A 13,746-nucleotide genomic window follows, 5' to 3' on the forward strand; every position below is an offset into this window, starting at 1 on the left:
CTACAAAGACATGGGAATGGAGACATGAACACTTACGTTGCCGAAAAATCCACGGTCGCGACCACGCTTGCGCTGTGTTTCGCGATCGCACTCCTCGAAGGGCTCGACTTGCAGTCGGTCGGTGTCGCCGCGCCGCGCATGGCGCGCGAATTCGGGCTGTCCGTCTCGCAGATGGGCATCGCGTTCAGCGCGGGCACCTTCGGGCTGCTGCCGGGCGCGATGCTCGGCGGGCGGCTCGCCGACCGAATCGGCCGCAAGCGCGTGCTGATCGCATCGGTCGTGCTGTTCGGGCTGCTGTCGATCGCGACCGCGCAGGTATCGACGTTCGCGATGCTCGTCGTCGTGCGCGTGCTGACCGGCATCGGCCTCGGCGGCGCGATGCCGAACCTGATCGCGCTGTCGTCCGAAGCGGTCGAGCCGCGCTCGCGCAGCAGCGCGGTCGCGACGATGTACTGCGGGATCCCGTTCGGCGGCGTGATCGCGTCGGTGATCGGCGTGCTGCTCGCGGGCGACACCGAATGGCGGCACATCTTCTACGTCGGCGGCGTGGGCCCGCTGCTGCTCGTGCCGTTGCTCGTGTGGTTCCTGCCGGAATCGCGCGCGTATCTCGACGTCGCAGGCACGCAGGCCGCGCGCACAAGCGTCGGGAAGACGCTGTTCGGCGACGGCCGCACGACGTCGACGGTCGCGCTGTGGGTCAGCTACTTCTGCACGCTGATCGTCCTCTACTTCCTGCTGAACTGGCTGCCGTCGCTGATGGCCTCGCGCGGGCTCGATCGCGCACACGTCGGCCTCGTGCAGATCGCGTTCAACGTCGGCGCGGGGCTCGGCGCGCTCGGCATCGGCGCGGCGCTCGACCGGATGCGCGCGTCGCGCGTGGTCGGCGGCATGTATGTCGGGATCGTGCTGTCGCTCGCCGCGCTCGCGGCCGCGCCCGGTTTCGCGTCGCTCGCGGCGGCCGCGTTCGCGGCGGGGATGTTCGTCGTCGGCGGGCAGTCGGTGCTGTATGCGCTCGCGGCGATCTACTACCCGACGGCGATGCGCGGCACCGGCGTCGGCGCGGCGGTGGCGGTCGGCCGGCTCGGTTCCGTCGTCGGGCCGCTCGCGGCGGCGACGCTGCTGGCCGCGGGCCGCAGCGCGCCGGTCGTGATCGGCGCGAGCATCCCCGTCACGCTCGTCGCGGCCTTCGCCGCATTCGTGCTGATTCGCCGCCCGCAAGCCGGCGACTGACTGGCGGCTGACGGTTCGATTTTTTCAATGCGCGCCGTCAGAGCGCGCTTACTCAAGGTCTGGAGACGCAACGATGAAGAAGACAAGGAACGGCCTGCTGGCCGCCGGCGCGTGCTGCGCGCTCGCCGCGCCGGGCGCGCACGCGCAGTCGAGCGTGACGCTTTACGGGATCATCGATACGGGCGTCGAGTTCGTGTCTCACGCGAACGCGGCAGGCGACCACGTCGTGCGGATGCCGGGCGTGACGGGCGAGCTGCCGTCGCGCTGGGGCCTGCGCGGCGCCGAGGATCTCGGCGGCGGCTACCAGGCGGTGTTCACGCTCGAAAGCGGCTTCAACGTGCGCGGCGGCGATCTCGGGCAGGGCGGCCGGCTGTTCGGGCGCCAGGCGTTCGTCGGGCTGAAGAGCGGCTTCGGCACGCTCGCGTTCGGCCGTCAGTACACGATGACCTACCTCGCGCTGCAGGGCGCGGACATCATCGGCCCCGACATCTACGGGCTCGGCTCGTTCGACGCATACGTGCCGAACGGCCGCGCCGACAACGCGGTGACCTACGTCGGCACGTATCGCGGCGTGACGTTCGGCGCCGCCTATTCGTTCGGCCGCGACGGCGCGGGCACCGGCAACTCGCCGGGGCAGGGCACGTGCGCGGGGCAGGTGCCGGGCGACGCGGTGCAGTGCCGCAACTGGTCGCTGATGCTCAAGTACGACAGCGCGTATTTCGGTGCGGCGGCGTCGTACGAGGAACAGCGCGGCGGCACCGGCGCGGCCGCGAACTTCTTCGATGGCGTGGCGCCCGTCCCGTTCACGAGCAGCGGCGGCAAGGACGCGCGCGCGCACGTGAGCGCGTATGCGCAGGCGGCCGGCGCGAAGATCGGCGCGGGCTGGATCGGGCGGCGCGTGTCGACCGGTTCGCCGGCCGCGCCCGGCGCGCATTCGGACCTGTTCTTCCTCGGCGCGTCGTATGCGGTGAAGCCCGATTTCATCGTCGACGGCGAAGGCTACCGGATCGTCAACAGCGCGCACGACACGCGCGCGACGATGGCCACGCTGCGCGCGACCTATCTGCTGACCAAGCGCACGGCCGTCTATGCGCAATCGTCGTATCTGTGGAACAGCGCGCATGCACGCTACGCGGTCAGCGGCGGCGGGCCGGGCACGACGCCGGGCGCAGGGATGGGGCAGCTCGGCGCGATGGTCGGCGTGCGGCACATGTTCTGATTGACCGGCGTGACGAACCGAACGGGAGTTATCTTGAACAGGAAATCTGCGTTCCTCTGTATCGCGCCGCTGTCCGCCGCCGCCCTGCTCGCCGGTTGCGGCGGCGACGATTCGATCAGCGCCCCGCCCACGCACATGAGCGCCGCGACGCCTGCCGCGATGGCGCAGACCTGCGACGCGCTCGCCGCGAAGCTCGCGTATGCGAACACGTCGTTCACGTCGGTGACGACCGCGGCGGCCGGCGCGCTGACGGTGGCCGGCAAGCCGGTCGCCGAGCACTGCGTGATCGAAGGGAAGATGAACGAGCGCGTGAGCGCGGTGGACGGCAAGACCTATGCGATCGGCTTCGAGATGCGATTGCCGAAAGCGTGGAACGGCCGCTTCTTCTACCAGGCGAACGGCGGGCTCGACGGCAACGTCGTGACCGCGACCGGCGAGATCGGCGGCGGCGGGCCGTTGACCAACGCGCTGAACCAGGGTTTCGCGGTGATCAGCTCGGATTCCGGGCACAGCGCCGCGCAGAATCCGTTGTTCGGCCTCGATCCTCAGGCGCGGATCGACTACGGCTACGGCGCCGTCGACGCGCTGACGCCGATGGCGAAGCAGGTGATCCGGCTCGCGTACGGCAAGGCGCCCGATCGCAGCTATTTCGGCGGCTGCTCGAACGGCGGCCGTCACGCGATGGTGACGGCGGTGCGCAACCCGGCCGACTACGACGGCATCATCGCGGGCGATCCGGGCTTCCATCTGCCGAAGGCGGCGATCGGCGAGATGTACGGCGCGCAGCAGTTCGCGAAGATCGCGTCGGCCACGGGAACGAACGGGCTGCCGGACATCCGTAGCGGTTTCAACGATGCGGAACGCCAGTTCGTCGGCGCGAAGATCGTCGAAAAATGCGATGCGCTCGACGGCGCGGCCGACGGGATGGTGCAGGACGTCGCCGCGTGCCAGGCGCACTTCAGCGTCGATGCGGATATCCCGACCTGCGCGAACGGCACGCGCACGGGCGCCTGCCTGACGCCCGCGCAGAAAACCGCGCTGGAGAACGTGTTCACCGGTGCGCGCAACAGCGCGGGCACGGCGTTGTACGCGAGCTTTCCGTACGATCCGGGCATGTCGGGCCCGGGCTGGGCCGCGTGGAAGCAGTCGAACTCGATCATGCTCGACCCGGCCGCGATGGCGTTCACGTTCATGACGCCGCCGAAAACCGCCGCGACGCTCGCGAACCTCGCCGGCTTCGCGCTCGGTTTCGACATGGACAACGACGCGCCGGCGATCTTCGCGACGAACGGCACTTACACGCAATCGTCATGGTCGTTCATGACGCCGCCCGACGAGACGAACCTCGCCGCGCTGAAGTCGCGCGGCGCGAAGCTGCTCGTCTATCACGGCACGGGCGACCCGGTGTTCTCGTTCAACGACACGCGCGACTGGTATGCGCAGGTCGCGCAGGCGAACGGTGGCGATGCGTCGAGCTTCGCACGCTTCTATCCGGTGCCGGGGATGAACCACTGCTCGGGCGGGCCGGCCGCCGATCAGTTCGACATGCTGACGCCGCTCGTAGCGTGGGTCGAACAGGGGCAGGCGCCCGCGGCGGTCGTGGCGACCGCGCGCGACGCGACGAACGCGGTGCCGAACGCGGACGTGCCCGCGTCGTGGGGCGCGGGACGCACGCGGCCGCTGTGCCCGTATCCGCAAGTCGCGCGCTACAACGGTTCGGGCGATTTGAACTCGGCGGCGAGCTTCAGTTGTCGTTGACGTAGCCGTCGACGGGAGACGGCCGGCGCACGCTGCCGCGCGCCGGCCGTTTCATCGTTGCATTCACTCGCCGGCATCGACCGGCACGTCGAGCCCGACCTTCACGCGGCTCATGCTCACCAGCGTCTTGAACCGCTTCACGTTGTTGTTCGCGAAGAACAACTCGCGCGTGAGCGCGTTGTACTGATCCATGTTGCGCACCGCGAGGATCAGCACGAAATCCCATTCCCCCGTCACGTAGTAGCACTGCTGGATCTGCGGGCAGCGCTCGAACGCGCGTTTCATCGCATCGAGCTGGTCGATCTGCTCGCTCTCGACCTCGACGTTCACGACGATCGTCAGCGGATGATCGACCTTGTCCGGCGCGACGACGGCCGTATAGCGCTCGATCACGCCCGCTTCCGCGAGACGCCGCAGCCGCCGGTTCACGGCGGCGGTCGACAGGTTGACGCGCGCGCCGAGCTCGGCCTGCGGCGTCTGCGCGTCGCGCTGGACTTCCATCAACAGCTTGCGATCGAACGCATCGAGAGGAGTCGTCATGATGGCGCGTGCAACCTCGAAAGAATGAGAAATTTTTGCGTCGGAGCGGTCGATTTGGCGATTTCGTTCGCCCGCCTGCGCAATATTATTTTTCCAACCGACGGCGCGCGCAACCCGCGCCTGCCCGACCCGACTCACCCGACGGACCCCCCGGCGGTCCCGCTCCGGAGCCTTACGTCATGCTGATCGACAACCCGCGCGCGTCGCGCACTGCCTATCCGGACGCGCTGCGCCGCGTGATGAACATCGCGTCGGCCGACGAAAGCGGCGCGTGGCTCGCGCACTGGCCGCTCGTCGGCCACGCGCGCACGCCGCTGCGCGCGCTGCCCGATCTCGCCGCGCGGCTCGGCGTCGCGAGCGTCAGCGTGAAGGACGAGTCGTGCCGCTCGCCGCTCGGCAGCTTCAAGGCGCTCGGCGCGCCGATCGCGCTGGTGCGGCTCGTGAAGCGGCTGCGCCGCGCGCAGGCACTCGATCCGCAAGGGCTTCTCACCGGCCGCTACGCGTCGGCGCTGGCCGACCTGACGGTGATCAGCGCGACCGACGGCAATCACGGCCGCGCGCTGGCCGCCGCCGCGCGCGCGATCGGCTGCGGGTGCGTGATCGTGCTGCACGCGAACGTCGACGCCGAGCGCGAATGCGCGATCTCCGCGTATGGCGCGCGGATCGTGCGCATCGCGGGGAACTACGACGAATCGGTGGTCTGCGCGGCGCAGCTCGCGCAGGCGAACGGCTGGTACGTCGTGTCGGATACGTCGTACGACGGCTACGAAGCGAGTCCGCGCGACGTGATGCAGGGCTACGGCGTGATCGCCGCCGAAGCGGCCGCGCAGGCGAAAGAGGGCGACGGGCGGCCGTTCACGCACGTATTCCTGCAGGGCGGCGTGGGCGGCCTCGCCGCGGGCGTCGCGAGTTACCTGTGGGAGCGCGACGGCGTGCAGCGGCCGCGCTTCGTCGTCGTCGAGCCGCGCCAGGCCGATTGCCTGTACCAGAGCGCGCTGGCCGGGCGCGCGACGAAGGCGAGCGGCAGCGTCGATTCGGTGATGGCCGGGCTCGCGTGCGGTGAGGCGTCGCCGCTCGCGTGGGATTTCCTCGAGATGTGCATCGACCACTTCATGCTGATCGACGACGACGACGCGGTGCAGGCGATGCGCGGCCTCGCGGCCGGCAGCGAACGCGACGTGCCGCTCGTCGCCGGCGAATCGGGCGCGGCCGCCGTGGCGGGGCTGGCCGTGCTGATGCGCGACCCGGCGCGCGCGCGGCAGGTCGGGCTCGACGCCAACGCGCGCGTGCTGGCGATCAACACCGAAGGGGCGACCGCGCCGTCGGTGTACCGGAACTGCGTCGGCGAGACGGCCGACGCGGTGCTCGCGCGCCAGCGCGACTGGCTGAGCCGCGCGGCGGTGGCGGCCTGAACGACATGACGACCGACATGACCACCGACGAGGCGAACGCAATGGACACAATCGACGCAATGGCAGAAAGCACGCTGCAGGGCCGACTGAAGACCTGGCGCCGGTATCTGCACCAGCACCCGGAAACGGGTTTCGAAGAAGTGAGCACGTCGGATTACGTCGCGCGGATCCTGACGACGCTCGGGCTCGACGTGCATCGCGGCATCGGCGGCACCGGGCTCGTCGCGAACCTGACGGCCGGCACCGGCCAGCGCGCGATCGGCATTCGCGCGGATATGGACGCGCTGAACATCGTCGAGCATGCGCCCGACCGCGCGCACGTGTCACGCACGCCCGGCAAGATGCACGCGTGCGGGCACGACGGCCACATGTCGATGGTGCTCGGCGCCGCGCAACTGCTGGCCGAGCGCAAGGATTTCGACGGCACCGTGCGTTTCATTTTCCAGCCGGCGGAAGAGCACGGCCGCGGCGCGAAGGCGATGATGGCCGACGGGCTGTTCGAGCGCTTCCCGGTCGACGCGATCTTCGGCGCGCACAACATGCCGGGCATGCGCGCGGGCACGTTCGCGACGCGTGCGGGCGGCATCATGGCGAGCGAAGACAATTTCGTGATCCGGATCGACGGGCGCGGCACGCATGCGGCGCGGCCGCACATGGGCATCGATCCGATCGTGATCGGTTCGCAGATCGTGCTTGCGCTGCAGACGATCGTGTCGCGCAATCTCGACCCCGGCCAGCAGGCGGTGATCTCGTGCACGGAATTCATCACCGACGGGCTGCGCAACGTGCTGCCGTCGACCGTGACGATCAAGGGCGACACGCGCAGCTATTCGCGCGACGTGCAGGCGCTGCTGGAGGCGCGGATGCGCGAGATCGGCGAAGGGATCTGCCGCACGCACGGCGCGACCTGCACGTTCGAGTACACGCACGAGTTCGCGCCGACGGTGAATTCGCCGGAATGGGTCGACGCGGCCGTGCAGGCCGCCGCGGACGTCGCGGGCGCCGACGCGGTGAACGCCGACGTGCAGCCGATGATGATCTCGGAGGATTTCGGCGCGTTCCTGCAGGCGGTGCCGGGTAATTTCGTGTTCATCGGCAACGGTGAAGCGGCCGGGCAGGGCGGCGTGCCGCTGCACAACGCGACGTACGATTTCAACGACGAGATTTTGCCGATCGGCGCGCGATATTTCGCGGAAGTGGCGCGGCGCGCGTTGAAGGCGGTATAGCGGGATGGGCGCGGGGCGGTGCACCTGCGTCATCGACGACGCATCGATGCTCGAGCGCACCGGGTGCCGGCGCGTCGAGATCATTCGTCGTCGGCCGTCGTTTGCGGGCGCACGAGGATCATGTTGTGGAACGGCGCGATCAGCACGCCGCGATTCAGCAAAAGTTTTTGCGCATAAACATACGACAACTTACTTCTGGCCCGTCCATTCTTCAATGTGAGTGTGCGCACACATCCAGCACGATGTTCGGTGAAAACGACCTAAACGACAAATGCGTATCTCGCGCCTGTCGCGTCCCGACTCCGCAATGTAGTACGACGACGTATAAATCGTGATCCGCCGATCAGCGCATCGATACCCTCTCACCCTGCAGGGTTGTCAACACGACGATCACCGACAAGCGATGAGATGAAGCAACACGCCACGAGGTTCGCGTGCGACCCGGTTGGTGCCCGGACGCGAACGCGAATGCGTCAAGCCAGCGTCTTGATCATGTAGTGCTCGTCGTAGAAGCGGCCATCGACGAACAGGGAACGCGGCTCCGTGCCGAACCGCACGAACCCTTGGGAGGCGTAAAGCTGCTCCGCGGTGCTGTTGACCTCGTTCACGCACAGCATCAGCTGGCTGCATCCCCACGCGTTGGCCGCATGCGCGGTCGCGCTGTCGAGGAGCGCCTGCGCGATGCGTTGCCCGCGATACGCGGCGTCGACGTACACGCCCCAGATCGTCGCCTTGTGCGCGATCTTCATGCGCGCATCGCGGCGTACGCCGGTGATGCCGACGAGCGTGTCGCCGTCGAACGCGCCGAACACGGCTTGTGCCTGCGTCGGCGTGAGGCGCTTCGCGAATTCGTCGACCGGCACCTGCGACTCTTCGTCGAGCGTCGGCAGGAAGGACGTGGGTGCGGTGTCGACCGCACGCAGGCGGACGGTCTGGAACTGCGCCGCGTCGGCGGCGTCAAGCTGGCGGATCGTGATCGTCATCGGGGGCATTCCGGTTGAGGGGCGCGTGCATGCCGGCGCGCCGCTGCCGCGGTCGCGGGATGCATCGTCCTTATCCTAATAGGAATCCGGTTGCCGGGTGGCGACGTGCGGTGCGCCGTACGGGCTGCGCGCACGATCGTGAACGGGGAACGCGGTGATGGCGGTGCGTCGTACCGCCATCAAGGCGGGAGCGCGTCAAGCGCATGCGCGGTTGCGCCGGGCTGACGCGCGACGTCGAACCGGCGACGTGCGCGCGACCAACTCACGCGCACGCAACGGGAATCAATAGCGCGACAACTGATTGCCGTTGATCTGAACGCGGTCGCCCGGGCGCAGGTTGCCCGGCGACTGCACGTCGAACGAGCGCATCGAGCCGTCGCTGACCTGCACGTCGATCCGATAGCTGCTCGGGCCTTGCGCGGCGCCCATCTGCTGGCCGATCTGGTTGCCGGCCACCGCACCGCCGAGCGCGCCGATCACGGTCGCCGCATCGCGGCCGTGACCGCGGCCGAACTGGTTGCCCACCAGGCCGCCGACCAGCGCACCGACGACGGTGCCGGCGATGCCCGACGGGGCGACCGAGCCGTTGACCGGCTGGATGTTCGACACGGTGCCGTACTGCGTGCCGTACGGGGTCGCGTATTGCTGTTGCGGGTTGCCGTACTGGTCATACGGCTGCGAGCCGTATTGCGACGGATTGCCGTATTGATCGTACGGTTGCGGCGCCTGGTTCGGATAAGCCGGTTGCTGCTGCACGTAGCCCGGCTGCGAATACGCGGGCTGCGGATAAGCGGGCGTCGCGTATTGCTGCTGCTGCGGATAGCTCGGCTGCGCGCCGTAGTAGCCCGGCGCGACGCACGCGGTGAGCGGAAGCGCCGCCACGGCGACGAGCGAGGCGAACAGAACGGTCTTCGTGGAAGGCATGCGCATCATGATGATTCCTGCATCGGCAATGTGTCCGCCGCTGGATTCCCGTCAGGGTGGCGAACTCGGCGTGAGTATAAGGAATGGCCGGATGTGCGTCCGGTGTGGCCGGGTAACAACGTGTAAAGTCTGTTGCCGCGTAAATCGCCGGTGGGGCGGGGCGCCGAAGCCGCGACCGGCAACGGCGCGACGCGGTTTCCCGGCGCACGCGTGCCCGCGCTGCGGCCCGCGCGCGGCCGCCGACATTCCAGCCGTTTCCACGGCCGGCGCAACCCGTCTGCGCGCCGCACATCGCGAAATCGAATGCGCGGCATCGCGACATTTAATTGGCCTCGCGCAGCGGCGTCCGATATCGTGGCCGGATTCCCTGCCAACGGTCGCGCCGCGCCGGCCGCGGTTCCCTCCCCTGTCCGCACCGGTGTCGCGCCGCGACCGCCCCACATTCGAAGCCATGACCGAACGACTCTTCATCAACGCCCGCGATGCCGGCGGCCAGCCCGTCAATCTCGTCGTCCGCGACGGCCGCTTCGCCGCGATCGGCGCCGCGTGCACCGCCGCGTCCGGCGCGCAGATGATCGACCTCGACGGCCGCGTCGTGCTGCCCGGTTTCGTCGACGGACACATCCATCTCGACAAGAGCTTCGTCGGCGATCGCTGGGTGCCGCACGAACCGGTCGGCTCGCTGCGCGAGCGGCTCGCGGTCGAGAAGCGCCAGCTCGCGGACGCGCCGCCGGCCGTCGAGCGCGCGAACGCGCTGATCGCGCAGGCCGCCGCGTTCGGCACGATCGCGATGCGCAGCCACGTCGACGTCGATGCGACGACGGGCCTGTCGAACCTGCACGCCGTGATGGCCGCGCGCGAGCAATGGCGCGGGATCGTCGACATCGAACTGGTCGCGTTTCCGCAGGCCGGCGTGATCACGTGCCCGGGCACCGCCGAGATCCTCGACGCCGCGGTGCGCGAAGGCGCGGACGTGGTCGGCGGAATCGATCCGACGACGCTCGACGGCGACGCCGACGGCCAGCTCGACATCGTGTTCGGCATCGCCGAGAAGCGCGGCGCGAAAATCGACATCCACCTGCACGAGCCGGGCGAAACGGGCATCGCGCAATTGCTGCGGATCGCGGCGCGCACGCGCGCGGCCGGGCTCGGCGGGCGCGTGAACGTGAGTCATGCGTACGCGCTCGGCCAGGTGAGCGACGACGACGTGCAGCGCACCGCCGCGGCGCTGGCCGACGCCGGCGTATCGATCCTGACGAATGCGCCGGGCGATTGCGCGTTCCCGCCGGTGCAACGGCTGCGCGACGCGGGCGTGCACGTGTTCGCGGGCAACGACAACATCCGCGACGCGTGGTGGCCGTACGGCAACGGCGACATGTTGCAGCGCGCGATGATGGTCGGCTACCGATCGGGCTTCTATACCGACGAAGCGCTCGGCGTCGCACTCGACATGGCGACGCACGCCGGTGCGCGCGCGATCGGCAAGGAGAACTACGGAATCGCGGTGGGCTGCGACGCGAGCTTCGTCGCGGTGCGTGCGCCGAATGCGGCGGCGGCCGTCGCGGGCGTGCCGGCCGAACGCTGGGTATTCCGCCGCGGCGAAAGCGATACGGGCGCACCGTTCGCGCCGTCGCTGCGCTTCACGTGCTGATTCGCCCGACCGGCGGCACGGCATGTGCCGTGGCCGCCTTGCATCGATCGACCCGACCGGAACCGACATGACGAACCTGCTGATCCGCAATGTCCGCACGAACGCCGACGCCGCGCTCGATATCCTGATCGAAGGCGATCGCATCGCACGCGTCGGCCCGTCGCTCGAGGCCCCGGCCGGCTGCGCGATCGAGGACGGCGCGGGCGCGTTGGCGCTGCCCGGCCTCGTCGAAGGCCATACGCACCTCGACAAGACTCACTGGGGGATGCCGTGGTATCGCAACGCGGTCGGGCCGCGTCTCGTCGACCGTATCGAGAACGAACGCCACTATCGCGCGACGAGCGGCCATGACGCGGGCGCCGCGTCGCTCGCGCTGGCGCGCGCGTTTCTCGCGGCCGGCACGACGCGCATCCGCACGCACGTCGACGTCGATACCGACGCCGGGCTGCGTCATCTGCACGGCGTGCTCGCGACGCGAGAAACGCTGCGCGGACAGGTCGAGATCCAGATCGTCGCGTTTCCGCAATCGGGCGTGCTCAAGCGACCGGGCACCGATGCGCTGTTGTCCGACGCGCTCGACGCCGGCGCCGACCTGCTCGGCGGGCTCGACCCATGCGCGATCGAAGGCGATCCGGTCGAGGCGGTGGACGTGCTGTTCGCGATCGCCGAACGCCACGGCCGCGGGCTCGACGTCCATCTGCACGAGCGCGGGTCGATGGGCGCGTATTCGCTCGACCTGATCCTGCAGCGCACCGCGGCGCACGGCATGCACGGGAAGGTCACGATCAGCCATGGTTTTTGTCTCGGCGATCTCGCCGAACGCGAGCGCGATGCGCGGCTCGCGCGGATGGCCGAGCTCGGCGTCGCGATCGTCACGACCGCGCCGGCCGCGGTGCCGGTGCCGCCGGTGGCCGCGTGCCGCGCGGCGGGCGTGACCGTGATCGGCGGCAACGACGGCGTGCGCGACACCTGGACGCCGTACGGTTCGCCCGACATGCTCGAACGCGCGATGTTGATCGGCATGCGCAACGATTTCCGCCGCGACGATGCGCTCGAAGTCGCGCTCGACTGCGTGACGCACGGCGCGGCGCGCGGCTGCGGTTTCGCGGATTACGGGCTGCGGCCGGGTAGCCGCGCGGACGTCGTCCTGGTCGATGCGCTGACGTTCGCCGAGGCCGTCGTCGCGCGACCGGTGCGGCGCGTCGTCGTCTCGTCCGGGAAGATCGTCGCGCGCGACGGCGCGCTGGTCTGAGCGTCGCGTCGCCCCGGTATGATCCGGTTTTCAGCCGGATGTCGGGAGACGACGATGCGACGCACGACCGCGGCACGGGCCGCACGATGGATGGCGGCGGCCCTGTTCGCCGTGAGCGCCGCGCATGCGGTGGCGGCCGGGCCGGCCGACGCGCGGCAGGAAGCCAACCGGCGCACGGTGCTCGCGTTCTACGAGAAAGGTTTGAACGAGAAGGATGCGGACGCCGCGCTCGCGTATGTCGGCGATCGCTACGTGCAGCACAACCCGAACGCGGCCGACGGACGCGACGGCTTCCGCAAGTTCGTCGCGTTTCTGCGCGATAAATATCCGCAGTCGCACAGCGAGATCAAGCGCTCGTTCGTCGACGGCGACTACGTGATCCTGCACGTGCACGCGGTGCGCGAACCGGGCACGCGCGGCAGCGCGATCATGGACATCTTCCGGCTCGAGCACGGCAAGATCGTCGAACACTGGGACGTCAACCAGCCTGTGCCCGAGCAGGCGGCGAACGGCAACACGATGTTCTGACGCGTGTGGCGCGCGGCGCGCCTGTGTGCCGCTCCCGTTTGAAATCCGCTTCGCCTACCGCCCTTCGAGTTCCAGCATCGCCGCGAGCGTCTTCGTCAGCGCGCTGACCATCGGGTCGGCGGTCGGCCGGTGCAGGATCGCGATGTCCATGTGCTCGATCGGCGCGAAGCCCTGCTTCGCGGCCAGCACCACATGCTCGTCCGTCACCGCACGCGCGGGCAGCACGCTGATGCCGAGCCCGTCCGCGACGGCCGCCTGGATGCCGCTCAGGCTCGACGTCGTGAAGCTGATCCGCCAGCGGCGGCCGCGCTCCTCGATCGCCTTGATCATGTCGTCGCGGTAGAGCCCGCGCGGCGGGAACGCGACGATCGGCACCGGGTCGAGATCGATCGACGGATGCTTCGCGCTGTCGATCCAGCGCAGCTTCTCCGGCCAGCGCACGACCGCCTCGCGGCTGTCGCGCCGCTGCTTGATCAGCACGAGATCGAGTTCGCCGCGATCGTACGCGGCGCTGACGTCGCGGCTCAGCCCGCACGTCACTTCGAGCTTCACCTGCGGATGCTCGCGCTTGAACGCCGCGAGCGCGTGCGTCGTGCGGCCCGCCGCGAAATCGTCGGGCACGCCGAGCCGGATCGTCAGCGCGACCGTCGCGCCCGACAGCGCCTCCAGCATCTCGTCGTTCAGCGCGAGCATGCGCCGCGCATAGCCGAGCACCGTCACGCCCGCATCGGTCGGCCGCACGTCGCGCGTGCCGCGATCGAGCAGGCGGTGGCCGGCGATTTCCTCGAGGCGACGCACCTTCTGGCTGACCGTCGACTGCGTCGAATGCAGGCGCGCGGACGCCGTCGTGAAACTGCCGCAGTCGGCGACCATCACCAGCGCGCGCAGCAGGTCGATGTCGAACAGGGGTCTATTCATTTATGCACTTCTAGGGATTCGGGTATTTCATTTTCAAATGCGTGCGACGACTTTTAACATGGTGGGGCATCGCGGGCAATCGCGGTTTCGCCGGAGCTGGGCGGG

At 69.2% G+C, this 13,746-nt stretch carries 12 protein-coding genes; 8 read left to right on the forward strand and 4 right to left on the reverse strand.

Annotated features, from left to right (window positions below; all coding sequences use genetic code 11):
• Positions 1 to 24: 24 nt before the first annotated feature.
• The 3 genes from mhpT to AC3IFE_RS19390 all read left to right on the forward strand — a co-directional run bounded on the left by mhpT (position 25) and on the right by AC3IFE_RS19390 (position 4,207).
• The gene (mhpT, locus tag AC3IFE_RS19380) at positions 25 to 1,230 is read left to right on the forward strand and encodes a 3-(3-hydroxy-phenyl)propionate transporter MhpT (protein ID WP_089470856.1); all 1,206 of its coding nucleotides are present in this window, start codon (positions 25 to 27) and stop codon (positions 1,228 to 1,230) included.
• Between the two features lie 73 nt (positions 1,231 to 1,303).
• Positions 1,304 to 2,449 (forward strand): porin, encoded by a 1,146-nt coding sequence (locus AC3IFE_RS19385; RefSeq protein ID WP_089470855.1) that lies wholly within the window; start codon positions 1,304 to 1,306, stop codon positions 2,447 to 2,449.
• Positions 2,450 to 2,482: 33 nt separating this feature from the next.
• A complete protein-coding gene (locus AC3IFE_RS19390; RefSeq protein WP_089470854.1) occupies positions 2,483 to 4,207 on the forward strand; it encodes a tannase/feruloyl esterase family alpha/beta hydrolase in 1,725 nt (574 codons plus the stop codon).
• Between the two features lie 63 nt (positions 4,208 to 4,270).
• Here the strand turns inward: AC3IFE_RS19390 and AC3IFE_RS19395 are convergent, their stop codons facing one another.
• On the reverse strand, positions 4,271 to 4,747 hold the full coding sequence (locus AC3IFE_RS19395) for an Lrp/AsnC family transcriptional regulator (RefSeq protein ID WP_059581607.1): 477 nt from the start codon (positions 4,745 to 4,747) through the stop codon (positions 4,271 to 4,273).
• Positions 4,748 to 4,926: 179 nt separating this feature from the next.
• On the opposite strand from AC3IFE_RS19395, the gene AC3IFE_RS19400 reads away from it, so the two are divergent.
• Positions 4,927 to 6,159, forward strand: coding sequence for a diaminopropionate ammonia-lyase (locus AC3IFE_RS19400; RefSeq protein WP_089470853.1), 1,233 nt, complete (start codon positions 4,927 to 4,929; stop codon positions 6,157 to 6,159).
• A gap of 41 nt (positions 6,160 to 6,200) precedes the next feature.
• Positions 6,201 to 7,385 carry a M20 aminoacylase family protein gene (locus AC3IFE_RS19405; protein ID WP_089470938.1) on the forward strand — a complete coding sequence of 395 codons (1,185 nt, stop codon included), beginning with the start codon at positions 6,201 to 6,203 and terminating at the stop codon, positions 7,383 to 7,385.
• Between the two features lie 473 nt (positions 7,386 to 7,858).
• Here AC3IFE_RS19405 and AC3IFE_RS19410 read toward each other — a convergent pair whose 3' ends face one another.
• Both AC3IFE_RS19410 and AC3IFE_RS19415 read right to left on the reverse strand, forming a co-directional pair.
• Complete coding sequence (locus AC3IFE_RS19410) at positions 7,859 to 8,368, reverse strand: GNAT family N-acetyltransferase (protein WP_089470937.1); 510 nt, start codon at positions 8,366 to 8,368, stop codon at positions 7,859 to 7,861.
• A 282-nt stretch (positions 8,369 to 8,650) separates the two neighbouring features.
• Positions 8,651 to 9,301 (reverse strand): outer membrane lipoprotein, encoded by a 651-nt coding sequence (locus AC3IFE_RS19415; protein WP_489191617.1) that lies wholly within the window; start codon positions 9,299 to 9,301, stop codon positions 8,651 to 8,653.
• Positions 9,302 to 9,743: 442 nt separating this feature from the next.
• On the opposite strand from AC3IFE_RS19415, the gene AC3IFE_RS19420 reads away from it, so the two are divergent.
• From AC3IFE_RS19420 to AC3IFE_RS19430, 3 genes are all read left to right on the forward strand, one after another.
• Positions 9,744 to 10,943, forward strand: a complete 1,200-nt coding sequence (locus AC3IFE_RS19420; protein ID WP_489191618.1) for an amidohydrolase family protein — start codon at positions 9,744 to 9,746, stop codon at positions 10,941 to 10,943.
• Positions 10,944 to 11,010: 67 nt separating this feature from the next.
• On the forward strand, positions 11,011 to 12,195 hold the full coding sequence (locus AC3IFE_RS19425) for an amidohydrolase family protein (protein ID WP_489191620.1): 1,185 nt from the start codon (positions 11,011 to 11,013) through the stop codon (positions 12,193 to 12,195).
• Positions 12,196 to 12,249: 54 nt separating this feature from the next.
• Positions 12,250 to 12,723, forward strand: a complete 474-nt coding sequence (locus AC3IFE_RS19430) for a nuclear transport factor 2 family protein (protein ID WP_489191622.1) — start codon at positions 12,250 to 12,252, stop codon at positions 12,721 to 12,723.
• 54 nt (positions 12,724 to 12,777) lie between these two features.
• On the opposite strand, the gene AC3IFE_RS19435 is transcribed toward AC3IFE_RS19430, so the two are convergent.
• Entirely contained in the window at positions 12,778 to 13,641 is an 864-nt protein-coding gene (locus tag AC3IFE_RS19435) for a LysR family transcriptional regulator (protein ID WP_089470849.1), read from the reverse strand.
• Between the last annotated feature and the right edge of the window lie 105 nt (positions 13,642 to 13,746).

This window comes from Burkholderia sp. APQ4-4ca, from assembly GCF_057837105.1.